The 14,505-nt window shown below is 67.6% G+C and carries 15 protein-coding genes; 7 read left to right on the forward strand and 8 right to left on the reverse strand.

What is annotated here, in order from left to right:
• Positions 1–122 precede the first annotated feature (122 nt).
• Positions 123–794, forward strand: coding sequence for a pentapeptide repeat-containing protein (locus AB0I35_RS01905; protein WP_357393470.1), 672 nt, complete (start codon positions 123–125; stop codon positions 792–794).
• Here AB0I35_RS01905 and AB0I35_RS01910 read toward each other — a convergent pair.
• Positions 791–2,131, reverse strand: a complete 1,341-nt coding sequence (locus tag AB0I35_RS01910) for a glycogen debranching protein (protein WP_357393472.1) — start codon at positions 2,129–2,131, stop codon at positions 791–793. The two genes, AB0I35_RS01905 and AB0I35_RS01910, sit on opposite strands and share 4 nt — an antisense overlap.
• 54 nt (positions 2,132–2,185) lie before the next feature.
• Positions 2,186–2,731, reverse strand: coding sequence for a DUF6069 family protein (locus tag AB0I35_RS01915; protein WP_357393474.1), 546 nt, complete (start codon positions 2,729–2,731; stop codon positions 2,186–2,188).
• Between the two features lie 83 nt (positions 2,732–2,814).
• Here AB0I35_RS01915 and AB0I35_RS01920 point away from each other — a divergent pair, with 83 nt between their 5' ends.
• A complete protein-coding gene (locus AB0I35_RS01920; RefSeq protein WP_357393476.1) occupies positions 2,815–3,504 on the forward strand; it encodes an SDR family oxidoreductase in 690 nt (229 codons plus the stop codon).
• 188 nt (positions 3,505–3,692) lie between these two features.
• Positions 3,693–4,481 (forward strand): polysaccharide deacetylase family protein, encoded by a 789-nt coding sequence (locus tag AB0I35_RS01925; RefSeq protein ID WP_357394140.1) that lies wholly within the window; start codon positions 3,693–3,695, stop codon positions 4,479–4,481.
• Positions 4,482–4,559: 78 nt separating this feature from the next.
• On the opposite strand, the gene leuS is transcribed toward AB0I35_RS01925, so the two are convergent.
• Positions 4,560–7,403, reverse strand: coding sequence for a leucine--tRNA ligase (leuS, locus tag AB0I35_RS01930; protein WP_357393478.1), 2,844 nt, complete (start codon positions 7,401–7,403; stop codon positions 4,560–4,562).
• Between the two features lie 169 nt (positions 7,404–7,572).
• On the opposite strand from leuS, the gene AB0I35_RS01935 reads away from it, so the two are divergent.
• From AB0I35_RS01935 to AB0I35_RS01945, 3 genes are all read left to right on the forward strand, one after another.
• A complete protein-coding gene (locus tag AB0I35_RS01935) occupies positions 7,573–7,980 on the forward strand; it encodes an SdpI family protein (RefSeq protein WP_357393480.1) in 408 nt (135 codons plus the stop codon).
• A gap of 74 nt (positions 7,981–8,054) precedes the next feature.
• Complete coding sequence (locus AB0I35_RS01940; RefSeq protein ID WP_357393482.1) at positions 8,055–8,354, forward strand: hypothetical protein; 300 nt, start codon at positions 8,055–8,057, stop codon at positions 8,352–8,354.
• Positions 8,355–8,445: 91 nt separating this feature from the next.
• Positions 8,446–8,811 (forward strand): hypothetical protein, encoded by a 366-nt coding sequence (locus AB0I35_RS01945; RefSeq protein WP_357393484.1) that lies wholly within the window; start codon positions 8,446–8,448, stop codon positions 8,809–8,811.
• 2 nt (positions 8,812–8,813) lie between these two features.
• Here the strand turns inward: AB0I35_RS01945 and AB0I35_RS01950 are convergent, their stop codons facing one another.
• Genes AB0I35_RS01950 through AB0I35_RS01970 form a run of 5 tightly spaced genes read right to left on the reverse strand, consistent with a single transcriptional unit; the run spans position 8,814 to position 13,752 of the window.
• A complete protein-coding gene (locus AB0I35_RS01950; protein ID WP_357393486.1) occupies positions 8,814–9,197 on the reverse strand; it encodes a cupin domain-containing protein in 384 nt (127 codons plus the stop codon).
• The gene (locus AB0I35_RS01955; RefSeq protein ID WP_357393488.1) at positions 9,194–10,243 is read right to left on the reverse strand and encodes an aminotransferase class I/II-fold pyridoxal phosphate-dependent enzyme; all 1,050 of its coding nucleotides are present in this window, start codon (positions 10,241–10,243) and stop codon (positions 9,194–9,196) included. Before AB0I35_RS01955 ends, AB0I35_RS01950 begins: the two co-directional genes overlap by 4 nt.
• Positions 10,240–11,253 carry a 3-oxoacyl-[acyl-carrier-protein] synthase III C-terminal domain-containing protein gene (locus tag AB0I35_RS01960; RefSeq protein ID WP_357393490.1) on the reverse strand — a complete coding sequence of 338 codons (1,014 nt, stop codon included), beginning with the start codon at positions 11,251–11,253 and terminating at the stop codon, positions 10,240–10,242. The genes AB0I35_RS01955 and AB0I35_RS01960 overlap by 4 nt, the downstream gene beginning before the upstream one ends.
• Positions 11,254–11,255: 2 nt before the next feature.
• Entirely contained in the window at positions 11,256–11,915 is a 660-nt protein-coding gene (locus AB0I35_RS01965; RefSeq protein WP_357393492.1) for an SRPBCC family protein, read from the reverse strand.
• A gap of 16 nt (positions 11,916–11,931) precedes the next feature.
• Positions 11,932–13,752, reverse strand: coding sequence for a thiamine pyrophosphate-binding protein (locus tag AB0I35_RS01970; RefSeq protein WP_357393494.1), 1,821 nt, complete (start codon positions 13,750–13,752; stop codon positions 11,932–11,934).
• 140 nt (positions 13,753–13,892) lie between these two features.
• Here AB0I35_RS01970 and AB0I35_RS01975 point away from each other — a divergent pair, with 140 nt between their 5' ends.
• The gene (locus AB0I35_RS01975; RefSeq protein WP_357393496.1) at positions 13,893–14,417 is read left to right on the forward strand and encodes an EXLDI protein; all 525 of its coding nucleotides are present in this window, start codon (positions 13,893–13,895) and stop codon (positions 14,415–14,417) included.
• The last annotated feature ends 88 nt before the right edge of the window (positions 14,418–14,505 follow it).

The following is a 14,505-nucleotide window of genomic DNA, read 5'->3' on the forward strand; positions in this document are numbered from 1 at the left end:
ACCCGATCTGCTGACGAAGCCGCTACCCGACTGGGCGGGTAGCGGCTTCGTCATGTCACCGCCGCGTCAGGATTCGTCGGTGGGTGGACGTATGTTGGGCGCACGGCGGCGATGGGAGTGGTGTGAAGGTGGGAAGGCGGGTGCGGTTCGAGCCGGGCGTGGCGGTGCTGGGGGAGTTGCGGGCCGCGGTTTCCCCCGATGACGATCCGGTCGGGGAACGCGAGGTTTCCGGGGTCGAGTATCGAGGTGTCGATTTCGCCGATGCGCAGGTGTACGGGTTCGGTGTCGAGGGGTGCCGGTTCGTGAGTGTGCGGTTCCCGACTTTGTTGCGGCAGGCCACTATCGCGGAATCGGAATTGCAGGTGTGCGATCTGGCGAATGTGCAGGCCGATGATTCCTCGATGTTCGAAAGTGTGGTCGGCAACGGCCGGATCACCGGGTTGTCATGGACCGCAGGGGTTCTGCGTGACGTGCTCGTGGAGTCGACGCGAGCCGACATGGCGTCGTTCGCGGAATCCCGGTTGAGCAAGGTCGTTTTCCGGGATTGCGATCTGCGCCAGGCCGATTTCCAGCGCACCGACTTCCGCAATGTGCGCTTCGAACGCTGCAATCTCGCGGGTGCCCGGTTCACCGGAGCCCGCATCCAGCAGGACCTTCGTTTCGAAGACTGCGATCTCACCGGCATCTACGGGGTCACGGCATTGCGCGGGGCGACGATCCAGGGCGGTGACCTCGAAACGTTGGCCGCCACACTGGCCCGCGAGCTGGGCATCACGGTGGAGCTCGGGAGCTAGCCCAACCAGTCGAGGACCGAGGCGGCCGTCCAGGACTGTTGCATGCTGCCCAAGGGTGCGCCGGTGAAGGGCTCGTAGTATTCGGCGAAGGAGCCGTCGGCGGCTTGGCGGAGGCCTTCGGCGCGCAGGAGGTAGGCGCGTTCGGCCCAGCCTCGGCGGGCGAACGCCCAGGAGAACAGCCAGCTCATGACCGGCCAGACGGGGCCGCGCCAGTATTCGCGTGGGCGGAAGTCCTTGGCGACGGGGGACGTCGACGGTGGCAGGGCGTAGCGCAGGTCGGGGTGGCCGCAGAAGCGTGGGCCCTCGAAGGTGTTGAGCAGGGCGCGTTCGGCGGACCGGGGCAGGCCGCCCGAGATCAACGGCGCGAACATGGCCAGCGTCTCGGTGCTGATCCAGCGCCCCAACCGCACGTCGTAATCCTTTGCGGCACCGGTCCGTTCGTCGGCCGTGGCCGCCACACCCTTGCGGAAACGCGCTGCCCAGCCGTGCAGTTCACGCACATCGGAATGCGGCTGCTTGTACTCCTCGCCGATATCGGCGAGCACCTCGCAGGCCAGCGCGAAGATCGCGGAGACGAACACGTCCTCCACGGCGAAACTCATCACCGAGGTGAGCTGGAAGTCGTCGTAATTGGCGCGCCGCATCTGTTCGACCAGCCACAGGTACCGGTCGTACTCACGGTCGCTCGGGCGTTGGGTCGGGTCGGAGATGATGACGGTGTCGGCCCGGCGATACGGCGGAAGATCCACGCCGGGAACGACATTGGCGTAGGCGCGATCCCAGCGCGGCGAGTTGTCCATACCGGATTCCCACCCGTGGTACAGCGTGATCCGGCCGTTCTCCTTGGGGTCGCGCGCATGGGCGAGCCACCGGTGCCAGCGCACCAGATCCGGCCACCGCCGATTCAGGAACTCCTGCGCCACCGCCCGCGTCGAACGCCCGTGCCTGCGCGAATGGTCGAGAATGCGCTGCACGGCGATGGCATGCACCGGCGGCTGAGTGATGCCGGAGGTGTCGGGCCCCTCGGGGGCGTTGGCGGCCAGCCTGCGGCACTCCCAACGCGCGGGCCCGGGGAAATACCCGTCGACACCGTTGGCGAACACGATGTGCGGGATCATCCCGTTCTTCCACTGCGCCGACAGCAGCGTGTCGAGTTCGACGACCGCCCGCTCCACGCTCAACGGCGCGAGCCCGACCGCGACGAACGCCGCGTCCCAGCTCCACATATGCGGATACAGGCGCGGCGCGGCACTGGTCATGGTGCCCAGGTCGTTGCCGCGCAGAAGGTAGGCGGCGCGTGCCGCGAGCTGCGTGGGGGTGAAACCCGGGTCGGTCATCTCCCTATTCTGCGGCGGAGCAGCACCGATGGCATCTCGACATGACTGTGACGATCAGTACCCGGTCTCGCGGGTGACATTCTGTGACGCCGTGCCGACCGAGCTGAGCATGGTGGTGATGCACAACCCGAGCACCAGGTTGATGACCGCGGTCGCGATCTTGGCCTCGATATCGGCGACGAAGGTGAACGGCAGGATCACCGCCACGGCCGTGAGCAACAGGCAGATCCAGGTGAAGAACGTCATCGGACTCGGCATCGCCAGCAGCAGCACCATCAGCAACGCGGTGGCCAGCAGGGCGGCACCCGCGGCGGCGACGGCATACGACGTGGTGGAGACGGTGCCGTAGGCGCCCGCACCCTCCGGGGAGAGAATCGCGATGCCGAGCACACCGCGCACGAGCATGATCGCGACGACCGCGAGCAACGCGGCGACGACGGCCGTCCCGATGCCGCCCGCCCACAGCTTGCCCACATTGACCTTGGGCTCCTGCGGTTCACCCTGGTGCGGGGCGTACTGGCCCTGGCCGTAGTGCGGCTGGCCCTGCTGCTGCGGGTACTGCGGGTCCGAGGGTCCGTAGTTGTACCGGGGATCGGTCATAGTGCGACGGTACTAGTGCACGCCGACATCTGCGCGAGGAACGTCCAGGTGTCGTCGCCGCCACGCCGATTAGCGTGGGGGACATGACGGTGACAAGTACTCCCGCCCCTTCCGCCCTCATCACCGGCGCCAGCCGTGGCCTCGGCGCCGCCATCGCCCGCGACCTCGCCCCGACCTACGATCTGCTGCTCGGCGCCCGTTCCGCCGACGCCCTCGCCCCGATCCTGGCCGAACTGCCCGGCGCGACGGGCTGGCCTGTGCCGCTCACCGACTACCCGGCCGTCGCCGACGCCGCCGCACGCATCGAGCGACTCGACGTGCTCGTACACAACGCGGGTATCGCCGACCTCGGCACCGTCGCCGAATCCTCGCTCGACCAGTGGCGCAACACCCTCGAGGTGAATCTGATCGCCGTCGCCGAACTCACCAGGCTGCTGCTTCCGGCGCTGCGCGCCGCGAACGGGCATGTGGTGCTGATCAATTCGGGCGCGGGCCTGCGGGCGAACGCGGGCTGGGGTTCGTACGCGGCGAGCAAGTTCGGGTTGCGGGCCTTCGCGGACGCATTGCGGCTGGAGGAGCCTCAGTTGCGCGTCACCTCGGTATTTCCGGGCCGCATCGATACGGACATGCAGCAGGCGATCGTGGCCGAGGAGGGGCGGGAGTATCGGCCCGAGGAATTTCTCACCGCCGAAACGGTGGCGCGAGCGGTGCGAAACGCCGTCGACACTCCGCGCGACGCGCATCCGACCGAAATTGTGCTCCGTCCTCGGTGATATTGGCGCCGGCCCTGTGGTTCACCGTGCCACGGTGGCGCCGCAGGTCGCTCGGCAACAGAATGACCAGGGGTTACTCAGGGACGACGACCCCTACGCAGCCGGTCGTGTTCGCGGAGTTGAGCGCCGAGAACCGCGGCGCCAGCCGCTATGTCACAGTGAGGAGGAGTGGAGTGGACAGACGTCGAATGCTGACCTTGCTCGCCGCGGGGACGGTAGGGGCGCTGGCCGGTTGCGCCAGCGCGGGCGGCGAGACCGCGCCGGTCGGCGAGGCGGTCGGGCCGGTCGTACCGCCGCCCGCACCGACGCCGAAGCGACCGGTGCTGCCTCCGCCGCCTGGTGGTCCGAAGTCGATCATCGGCGCCGAGACGATCACCGCCCTGCCCGGTCAGGGCTCGAGTATGGCCCTCACCGTCGACGACGGCGCGAGCCCGGAGGTGGTCGGCGCCTACATCAAGTGGGCCGAGGACACCGGCGCCCGCTTCACCTTCTTCGTCACCGGTTCGTTCGAGGCCTGGACCATCCACCGCGATGCCCTGCGCCCGCTGGTCGACTCGGGTCAGATCCAGCTCGGCAACCACACCTGGAGCCACGAGGCCCTCACCAAGATCGGCTCCCACGGGGTCGTCGACCAGCTGAGCCGCACGAAAACCTTCCTGCGCAACAACTTCGGTGTCGACGGCACCCCGTACTATCGCCCGCCCTTCGGCTACCACAACGCCACGGTCGACAAGATCGCCGCCGACCTCGGCTACACCGTGCCGACCATGTGGTACGGCTCGCTGTCGGACTCCGGTCTCATCACCGAGGAGTACCTGATGGAATGCGCCCGAAAGTATTTCGCCGCGCAGACCATCATCATCGGCCACGCCAACTTCCCGCCGGTCACCCACTGCTACGGGCAACTCGTCGACATCATCCGCGAGCGCAACCTGTCGCTGGTGACCCTGAACGACGTCCTGGAAGTCCGGAGCTGATGGCTATGTGAAACAGCTTGCCGCGTCCCCGACTCTCCCCGCACCTGGGTCTGGCCGAAGGCTCGGGGAGGCGGACAGTCACAGTACGATGTTCACCATCTTGCCGGGCACGACGATCACCTTGCGAGGGGCCGCGCCCTCGAGCAGTGCCACGACCTTCTCATCGGCCAGCGCGGCCGCCTCGATCGCGGCCGGGTCGGCGTCGGCGGGCACCTGAATCCGGCTGCGCACCTTGCCCTTCACCTGAATCGGGTACTCCACCGAATCCGCCACGAGCAGCGCCGGATCGGCGGTGGGGAACGGGCCGTGAGCCAGGGAAGCATTGTGGCCCAGCCGTTCCCACAGTTCCTCGGCGATGTGAGGCGCCAGCGGAGCGAGCATCAAGACCAGGGGTTCCACGGCCGCGCGCGGTGCGCCGTGGGGGTAGTTCTTGGTCAGGTGGTTCGTCAGCTCGATCAGCTTCGCACCCGCCGTGTTGTCCCGCAGGGCGGCCAGGTCCTCGTCGACCCCGGCGATGGTGCGGTGCACCAGGCGCAGCGTCTCGTCGGACGGTGCCGCGTCGGTGGCCTTCACCGTGCCGGTCTCCTCGTCGACCACCAGTCGCCACACCCGCTGCAGGAAGCGGTGCGCGCCGACGACGTCCTTGGTCGCCCACGGACGCGAGGTGTCCAGCGGACCCATCGACATCTCGTAGAACCGGAAGGTGTCGGCGCCGTACAGGTCGCACATCTCGTCGGGGGAGATGGCGTTCTTCAGCGACTTGCCGATCTTGCCGTATTCCTGGGCCACCTCGATCTCGACACCGTCGGGACCGGTCCAGAAGAACTTCGAGTCACGCTCGACCACCTCGGCGGCGGGCACGTACGCACCGCGCTCGTCGGTGTAGGCGTAACCCTGCACGTACCCCTGGTTGTAGAGGCGGCGGTAGGGCTCGCTGCCCGACACATCGCCCAGGTCGAACAGAACTTTCTGCCAGAAGCGCGCGTAGAGCAGGTGCAGCACGGCGTGCTCGACGCCGCCGACGTACAGGTCGACGCCGCCCGGGTCGTTCGGGCCGTGCTTGTCGGTGCGCGGGCCGAGCCAGTACTTCTCGTTCTCCTCGGCGCAGAACGTCTCGGTATTGGTCGGGTCGGCGTAGCGCAGCTGGTACCAGGAGCTGCCCGCCCAGTTGGGCATGACATTGGTGTCGCGGCGGTACTGCTTGGGGCCGTCGCCCAGGTCGAGTTCCACGTTCACCCAGTCGGTGGCCTTGGCCAGCGGCGGGGACGGCTCGGAGTTCGCGTCGTCGGGATCGAAGGTGACCGGCGCGAAGTCCGCCATCTCCGGAAGTTCCACGGGCAGCATGGATTCCGGCAGGGCGTGTGCGACACCGTCGGCGTCGTAGACGATGGGGAACGGCTCACCCCAGTACCGCTGCCGCGCGAACAGCCAGTCGCGCAGCTTGTACTGGATGGTTCCGGTGCCGTGGCCCTCGGCTTCGAGGTGGCCGATCATGGCCGCCTTCGCCTCGTCGACCGAACGGCCGTTCAGGAAGCCGGAATTCACCAGCTCACCCTCGCCCGACCAGGCCGCCTCGGTGACGTCGCCGCCGGAGATGACTTCCACGATCGGCAGGCCGAGGGTGGAGGCGAAGTCCCAGTCGCGCTGGTCGTGGCCGGGCACCGCCATGATGGCACCGGTGCCGTAGCCGCTCAGCACGTAGTCGGCGATGAAGATCGGCACCTGGCGGCCGTCGGCGGGGTTGGTGGCGTAGGAGCCGAGGAAGACGCCGGTCTTCTCCTTGTTCTCCTGCCGCTCCAGATCCGACTTGGCCGCGATCGACTTACGGTATGCCGCAACAGCTTCCGCCGGGGTGGCGCTGTCGTTGGTCCAGCGGGGGTCGGTGTCGGCGGGCCAGGCGGCGCCGGTCAGCTTGTCGACCAGCTCGTGCTCGGGCGCGAGCACCACATAGGTGGCGCCGAACAGGGTGTCGGGCCGAGTGGTGAACACTTCGATGATCTCGCCCTCGGGGGCGTCGAAACGCACCTGCGCACCGCGCGAACGCCCGATCCAGTTGCGCTGCATGGACTTCACGTTGTCGGGCCAGTCCAGCTCGTCCAGATCGTCGACGAGGCGGTCGGCGTAGGCGGTGATCCGCATCATCCACTGCCACATGCGCTTACGGAACACGGGGAAGTTGCCGCGTTCGCTTCGCCCGTCGGCGGTGACCTCTTCGTTGGACAGCACCGTGCCCAGGCCGGGGCACCAGTTGACGATCGAATCCGACTGGTAGACCAGGCGATACGAATCGAGCAGGGCCGCCCGCTCGGTTGCGCTCAGCGACGCCCAGTCACCCTCGGGCACCGGACGCGCACCGCTGGCGAACTGCTCTTCGAGCTCGGCGATCGGCCGGGCGCGGCCGGCCTCCTGGTCGTACCAGGCGTTGTAGATGCGCAGGAAGATCCACTGCGTCCACCGGTAGTACTCGGGATCGGTGGTGGCGAAGGAGCGACGCGGGTCGTGGCCGAGGCCGAGCCGGTCCAGCTGACGCTGCATCGTCGCGATGTTCGACTCGGTGGTGACGCGCGGGTGCGCACCGGTCTGCACGGCGTACTGCTCGGCGGGCAGGCCGAAGGCGTCGTAGCCGAGCGCGTGCAGCACATTGCGCCCGCGCATGCGGTGGTAGCGGCCGAACACGTCGGTGGCGATGTAGCCGAGTGGGTGGCCCACATGCAGGCCCGCGCCCGACGGGAACGGGAACATGTCCTGGATGAACAGCTTGTCGTCGGGAGTGTCGCCCGCGAGCGGCCCGACCGGGTTGGGCGCGTCGAAGGTGCCGCGTTCGGCCCAGTTGCGCTGCCAACGCTGTTCGATCCGCCCCGCCAGCTCGGCGTTGTACCGGTGCTGAGGTACGTCACTCTCGGTCGCACGAGTGTCCTGCACGGTCCCGCCTTCTTGTTCTCGCCGATCAGGGGTAAACATCGTCTAACAGGGTAGAACGTTGCGGCCAGTTCATTTCCGAAGGGCTGTGCAGCGGGCCGCGCTGTGTGGCGGGTCACCTCCGTGGGGAGCACCGGATCGGTACTCGGCAAGGGTGCGCTAGCCTGCATGAATGGTCGTCGTCGCTCTCTTGCTCTTCGCGCTGGCCGCGGTCGCCATCACGACCGGTGTGCTCGGGCTGCTCGGCAAGTTGCCCCGCAATCGTTTCCTCGGTGTCACCACCGAGGCCGCCCTGCACAGCGACGACAACTTCCGCATCGCCAACCGCATCGCCGCCCCCACCTCCGTCGGCGCGGGCGCCCTGCTGTTCGCCGGCGGCCTCGTGGTCCTGGTCGCCGGCGGTTTCGCCGCCCTCGGCGTAGCCGCCGCCGTCGCCGTGATCGCGATCTTCACCCTCGGCACGGGCGCGAATGCCGCCGCCCGCACCGTAGAACCCCTCATGCCCCCAGCCCCGGTCGGCGGCTGCGGCTCCTCTTGCGGCAGCTGCTCCCTCCGCGACACCTGCGCCCCCGCCAACTGATTCCTGGCCCCGCCGTCGCCCTTCCGGTACAACGGAAGCAGATACTTACCGGGGGGTTCATGATGATTTTCGGAGTGGTGGTTCTCGTAGCGTTCGGTGGCGTGGTCGCCGTCAGCTTTGTTCCTTGGCTCGGCATCGCCTTGTTCGTGCTCGCGGGGGTGCTGTTCGTCGTCGGCATCGTGCAGAGCAGGCGTGAGCGGGTCCTGTTGACGAAGCCGCAGGCTCGTCGCGCCGGCGCGGCGGGTGCCAGTGGTGGCGGTTGGTCGGCGGCGGGGTTCTTCGACTGGGGCGGTGGCGGTGGTGGTCACTCCGGAGACGGCGGCGGTGGTGGGGGCGGCTGCGGCGGGGGTGGTGGCTGCGGAGGCGGCAGCTGACCGGGTGGTGCTGCTAGCTCGCGGTAAGTGAATCGCAAGGTGGCGCACCTAGATTCGGGATCGAGAGGCAGATCCCGAATCAGGAGGAGCCATGAGTTTTGTCGATCTCGTCGGCACGGTTCTCAGTGTTGGCGTCGCTGTTCTGGTTGTGGCGATGGTGGCGTTCGTTCCGCTGGCCATTGTCGCCGCGATCTTGCAGGCGGCCCTCGGTTCGGGATCTCGGCAGTCTCGGCCGCCGCAGTACCGGCCGGGCCCGCGTCAGCGCCGGAACGACCGCTGGTCCAGTGGTAGCGACTGGACCTACAACGGTGGCTACGCGAGCGGCGGTTATGCGGGCGGCTCGGCCGGCAGCTGGTCGGACGGCGGTTCGTCGAGCAGCTGTGACTGCGGTTCGAGCTCGTCGAGCAGCTGCGGCGGGGGCAGCAGTAGCAGTTGCGGTGGCGGCGGCAGCTGCTGATATCAGCCGCCCGACGGGGGTGGCACCTGACGCGACAGCGGCGCACCCGCCGGGTTCACGTAGAGCACGAGGATGCGGACCTCGGTGGTCCCGTTGTTGCGGGCGACGTGGGCGTTGTCCGGCCCGCTCGGCTCGCGGAACAGCCGGAACCGGCGATATTCGACGGGTCCGCGAGCAAGGTAGGGATGATCGAGCACACCACGGGTGACCAGCACGAACAAGGTTCCGTCGTGGAAATGCCAGCCGCTGGTGCCGCCGGGAACGATACGGGTGCGGCGAACGACGATGTCGCGGCCCGCCAGCCGCAGGCGCAGCAGCGTACGGCTGGCGGTGCCGACCGCCGGAGCCGGGTTGGCGACGAACTCTCGGGTGCACCAGCGGATCATGTCGTCATGAAACCACCTCCACGCAGCCAGGCGAGGGCAGCGTGCACGGCGCGTCCCGCCGCCGGATCGCCTACCGCGATGCGGGCGCTGCCGTCGGGGTAGGCCTTGGCTTTGATCCCGGCCCGGCGCAGTGCTGTCGCCACGCCGGGCCCCGGCAGGTACAGGAAATTCGCGTGACTCTGCGGAATGTCGAAACCGCATGCCCGCAACGACAAGCGCAACACATCGCGTTCCCGGTTGATGCGCTCCACCCGCTCGCGCAGTTCCTCGCCTGCCGCGTAGGCGGCCCGCACGGCGGCGACCGAGGCGGTGGCGACTCCGAACGGCAACTGCTGCGCGCGGACCCGCTCGATGAGCGCGCCGCGCCCGACGCAGTAGCCGATACGCAGCCCCGCCAGCCCGTACGCCTTGGAGAAGGTCCGAAGGACGAGCACGTTCGGGTGCCGAGCCAGCAGAGCATGCAGATCGAGCCGGTCGCCCGCCGCGAGAAATTCGACATAGGCCTCGTCGAGCAGCACCGGCACCCGCTGCGGCACCGCCGCGACGAACTTGCGAACGGCGCTCGCGTCGAGCACCGTCCCGGTCGGATTGTGCGGCCTGCACAGCACGACGAGCGCCGTCCGCCGGTTCACCGCACGCCGCATGGCGGTGAGGTCCTGGTTGCCGGCCAGATCGAGCGGTACCGGGACGACCGTCATCCCGGCCATCTCCGCCATGATGGGATATCCGTCGAATGTCGGTGTGCCCGCGACGAGTTCACCGCCGCCAAGGGCGCGCATCACCTGCATCGCGACCCCGGTGGCCCCGGCACCGACCACCACGTCGGCGGAGGAGACACCGAGATGCGTGGCGATGATCCGGGGCAGTTCCTGCGGCAGGAACTCGGGGTACCGGTTGGCCTGGGCAAGTGTCTCTTTCACCGCCGTGAGAACAGAAGGCAAAGGCGGAAAGGGATTCTCGCTGAGGCCGAGGTCGAACGCGGCCGGTGCCGGTTCGCTGCCGAATCGCTGCGACGGGATGGTCGGCTCGACCAGCCGCACACTCATCGCGCCGCTCCCCAGCGCACCGCAGCCGCTCCGGCGAAGTCACCCGCGTGCGCGAACGCCGACAGCAGAACCACCGAGCCGTTGCGCAATCGACCGGCCTGGTTCTCCACGTCGAGTGTCACGGGAATGCCTGCGGCGAAAAGGTTTCCGCACCGGTCGAAGGTGTCGGGGTGACGGTCGGCGGGCAATTCCAGCGCGTCGTGCCAATTGCGCAGGAACAGCCGATTGGGCTGATTGGTGACAAAGGTGTCGATATCGCGGCTCTTCACCCCGATCCGATCACACACCGCGAGCGCCACTTCGGGGACGAGCCGGTTGCCGCGCGCGAAGACCTTGGTGATCTTCGATTCGGAGAAACTCACGCATCCCTGGCCCTCGCCCGGTTCCCAGTACTTGCGGGTGCCGTTGGTGGTGAAGTCCATATCGCCCGCGAATTCGGGGTAGGTGCGGCATTCGATATCCAGAATCGGCGCCGAATCGTCCTTACGCAGCAGACCGACTCCGCAACCGTCGCCGGGCACCGGGGCCTGGGCGAGTTTGCGGATATCGGGCTGGGTGAACACCGGGCCCGCGCAATTCTGGGCCGCGACGATCAGCGCGGTCTTCGCCTCGCTCGTCGCCATCATCATCCGCGCCATCGCCATCATGTGCACGAAGGCCGCGCAGCCGCTGTTGTGCACGTCGAGCACCTGCGAGGGGCGCGCACCTAGCCTGCGAGCCAGCTCGGGTGCGGCGCCGAGCACCGGATTGTCGGGCAGCTGGGTATGGGTGATGATGATGTCGATCTCGGCGGCGAGGTCGGCGCCGTGGCGTTCGCGCAGCACGTCGAAGGCGCGTTCGGCCATGTCGACGGCGGTTTCGTCGCGCGTCACATGGTGGCGGCCGCTGGGCGAACGGAACATCACGTTCTTGGCCATCCGCTCCGAGCGGGAGAACTGGGTGAAGTATTCGGTCGGCACCGGGTCGCCGGGCAGGTAACTCGCGACATCGACCAGACTCACTGACGGCATACTCACTGCATCCACTCCGGCTTGATCGGCAGCCCGTTGGCCGCGCGGTATTCACAAATGGCCTTGAGGTTGTCCAGCTCCAGCTGGTGACCGGCGGAGAACATGTCCCAGAAATCGCCGACCCACACCGGCCGCTTCGGCGGCGCGGTCTCGGGATAACCGTTCTCGTCGTAGAAGGGGTGCTTGCAGTTCACCCACAGCACCACCGAACCGGGCTTGTGGAACACCACTTGCGCGTCGACAACCCGCATCAGGTAGATCATCCACAGGTGTTCGGACTGGTCCCAGGCGCAGTGATAGTCGACGGTCATCGCATCGGGGTGAGCGACCGTGCGGGTGAAACACTTGGTCTCGTCGCCGAGCCGGTCATAGGAAAGCCACAGCCCCGGTTCGTCGGTTTCGGTGAATCCGCGCAGGCTGTAGGTCCATTCCTCGAGCGAGCGGGTGTCGGCGAGATACTCGAAGACCTCGCGGGGCGGTGCGTCGATATAGGTCTGGACCGGGCAGTAGTCACCGAAGATCTGGTCGTGCGGGTACACCGAACGCAGCATGTCCATGATGATCGGGGTCGTCGCCTCCCGGTCCGAGTTCTCGATGCGCAGCACGCCGGGCACCGTCCGGCCGGGAATGTCGCTGAGTGCGGGCAGGGCACTTGTTGTCACGGTGTTCTCCTCGTTGTCAGGAAAGGAAGGGCAGGAACGGTGGGATTTCGTCGGGGTCGCAAAGGATTTCGACGAACGACGGGCCGTCGGTGTTCAGGCAACGGCGCAGGGTCGCGTCGAGTTCGGTGGGTTCGTCGACGGTGTGGGCGGGTAGTCCGGGAAACATGGCGGCGATGCCCGCCCCGAGACGCGTTGTGCGGAAACGGTTGAAGCTGTAGCGATCTCGGTAATAGATCTGTTCACGGGTGACGCACATGGCGTGCGCGTTGTTGTTGAACACCACGAAGGTGATCGGCAGGTCGTATTCGACGGCGGTGTGGATCTCCATGCCGTGCATGAAGAACGAGCCGTCACCGGCGATCACGACGGTGCGGTGGGCGGCACCGCGGGCGAACGCCGAACCGATTCCGGCGCCGAACGCGTAACCCATGCCACCCATGCCGAGCGCGACGACGAATCGTCCACCCTCGGGCACCCGTAGGTAATGCACCACCGAAGCGCCGGTGTTACCCGCGTCGGCGAAAATGTCGGCGCCCTCGGGCAGTTCGCGCTGAATCGCCTCCACGACTGTGCGGTAGCGCAGGCCGGGACCGTCGGCCGTCGGAACGGACATGAGGGTGAGGTCGGTGTTGTGCGGTTCGGTGCGTGTGGCTACGGCTGAGTCGTGGTCGACCACGGGGTGGTGCCGCTCGGGGCGAAGGACGGTCAGCGAGGTCGCGAGGTCGGTGCTGGTCGCGTGCGTGGCGGGCAGATAGGGGGCCAGCGCTCCGACGCTGAGCAGGGGTAGCCCGGCTAGGGCGTCGTCGAGGCCCGCGCGGGCGGTGACCGGCAGGCGGGTGCCGACCAACAGGCAGGCGCTCGCCGATTCCAGCGCATCGAGCAGGTCGGCGTGACCCATGCTGCCCGCGACGCCGCAGAAGCCGGGGCCGGTGTTGGAATACACGTCCTTCGCGTCGGGCGCCACGCCGATCGAGGCGTCGAGACTCTCCACCAGCGCCGCCAGCTCGGCGCGAGCACTGTCCCGGGCCACCTGGCCGCCCGCGATCACGACGACTTTTCCGGTCCTGCGAGCTGCGGCGAGTTCGGCGGCGACCGCGGCCAGCGCGTCGCGCTGGCCGCAGTCGGCGGATGCGGTAGCGGCCACGGCGCGACCCCAGTGCTCGTCCGCGGCGGAGGGCGAGGCGGCAGGTTCTCCAAGTGGGCTCTGCTCGTAGATCGCGGTGGGCGAGGTGCTCGATCTGGTAGTCGTCCGGACAACCGCCGCGGGCCGTCGACCACTCCCGGTCGCGGTGTACGCCGCGACCGACTCCGGCATTGTTTGCTGCTGAATATCCTTGGGCAGCAACAGAACCGCCGGGCCGCCTCGCTCGGCTGTCGCGAGAGCCTCTGCAAGCTGCCTCGGTACCTCGGCCGCACTGGTGACTCGCGCGCAATACCGGCTCACTGTCGCGAACAATGCTGCCGCGTCGAGAGATTCGGCCAGCCCACTGGAATCCTGGAACGCGCCGCGCCCTTCCAGGTTCGTCGGCGGCTGACCGACCAGCGCGAGGACCGGCACCCCCGATGCGAACGACTCCGCCAGCCCGGCAACCAGATTCACCGCGCCACCGCCGGACGTGGCCGCGACGACCCCGAGTCCACCGGTGGTGCGCGCGTATCCGTCGGCCATGGTCGCCGCCGAGAACTCGTGTTTGGCGATGATCCCGGCCGGGTGACCGCCCGCGTCGAAGATCGCGTCGTAGAGGTCTTCGATATTGGCGCCGTCGACGCCGAAGATCTGGCCGATGCCCAGGTCGGCCACCGCTCGCACCAGGTAGTCCACCACTCGGTCCGGCATCGGCACTCCTTCTCCGCCACGCGAAATACGGCGATGACCACCGCCGTCACCTCGGATTACGCGGCACACCGACGCCGAGTTCAGAGGGTGGGTGAACACCAACCCTTGTGTGTACGTATACATCTATGTATATTGAGTTCATGCCCAACAAGACGATCTACGTTTCCGACGACGATCTGCCGGTGTTCCAGCGGGCACAGGAGCTCGTCGGCGGCAACCTCTCCAGCACGGTGGTCAGCGCACTGCGCAAGCTCATCGAGTCGGAGGAGGGTCGTGCGGCCGGGTTCGACGAGGTCGTCCTCAGGGTCGGGCGCGACGGCGTGCGGCAGGTGCGCTTCCAGGGCGTCCTGCTGGGCGAATGGCGCGATATGACCGACAAGCGAACGCTGCACCAGCAGGTGTATCGCAGCCGCAAGGGCAAATTCGTGCTCGCCACCCACACCGCGAAGTGGAAGGACTACCCGTCCGACGACCTCGGTGACCTGAAGGACTGGAAGAACTGGCGGCGTCTGCTCGGCATCGGCGATCAGGCCACCGACTGGGGCGACTACGAGTACGAGATCCTCGACGATCTGAAAGACCTGAAGGACCGCATCCCCGACAACCTGTACCGCAAGGTCGAAGAGGTCACCGCACACCCGCGCATCGAAGACCTCGACATCTAGCGCACCACAACAACTCCTACGACACCGCGGCCCCGAGGGGGCGGTGTGGATCAATCATGCAATTATTCGCACCAATGAATGCAATTCT

Origin of the sequence: Nocardia sp. NPDC050378, from assembly GCF_040655675.1 — a bacterium.
Classification (GTDB): domain Bacteria; phylum Actinomycetota; class Actinomycetes; order Mycobacteriales; family Mycobacteriaceae; genus Nocardia; species Nocardia coubleae.

What these genes read in the sequence shown, in the direction of transcription:
- AB0I35_RS01910 (WP_357393472.1), bottom strand. Translation starts at nt 2,131, where the DNA reads ATGACCGACCCGGGTTTCACCCCCACGCAGCTCGCGGCACGCGCCGCC.
- AB0I35_RS01915 (WP_357393474.1), bottom strand. Translation starts at nt 2,731, where the DNA reads ATGACCGATCCCCGGTACAACTACGGACCCTCGGACCCGCAGTACCCG.
- AB0I35_RS01920 (WP_357393476.1), top strand. Translation starts at nt 2,815, where the DNA reads ATGACGGTGACAAGTACTCCCGCCCCTTCCGCCCTCATCACCGGCGCC.
- AB0I35_RS01925 (WP_357394140.1), top strand. Translation starts at nt 3,693, where the DNA reads ATGCTGACCTTGCTCGCCGCGGGGACGGTAGGGGCGCTGGCCGGTTGC.
- AB0I35_RS01935 (WP_357393480.1), top strand. Translation starts at nt 7,573, where the DNA reads ATGGTCGTCGTCGCTCTCTTGCTCTTCGCGCTGGCCGCGGTCGCCATC.
- AB0I35_RS01945 (WP_357393484.1), top strand. Translation starts at nt 8,446, where the DNA reads ATGAGTTTTGTCGATCTCGTCGGCACGGTTCTCAGTGTTGGCGTCGCT.
- AB0I35_RS01950 (WP_357393486.1), bottom strand. Translation starts at nt 9,197, where the DNA reads ATGATCCGCTGGTGCACCCGAGAGTTCGTCGCCAACCCGGCTCCGGCG.
- AB0I35_RS01955 (WP_357393488.1), bottom strand. Translation starts at nt 10,243, where the DNA reads ATGAGTGTGCGGCTGGTCGAGCCGACCATCCCGTCGCAGCGATTCGGC.
- AB0I35_RS01960 (WP_357393490.1), bottom strand. Translation starts at nt 11,253, where the DNA reads ATGCCGTCAGTGAGTCTGGTCGATGTCGCGAGTTACCTGCCCGGCGAC.
- AB0I35_RS01970 (WP_357393494.1), bottom strand. Translation starts at nt 13,752, where the DNA reads ATGCCGGACCGAGTGGTGGACTACCTGGTGCGAGCGGTGGCCGACCTG.
- AB0I35_RS01975 (WP_357393496.1), top strand. Translation starts at nt 13,893, where the DNA reads ATGCCCAACAAGACGATCTACGTTTCCGACGACGATCTGCCGGTGTTC.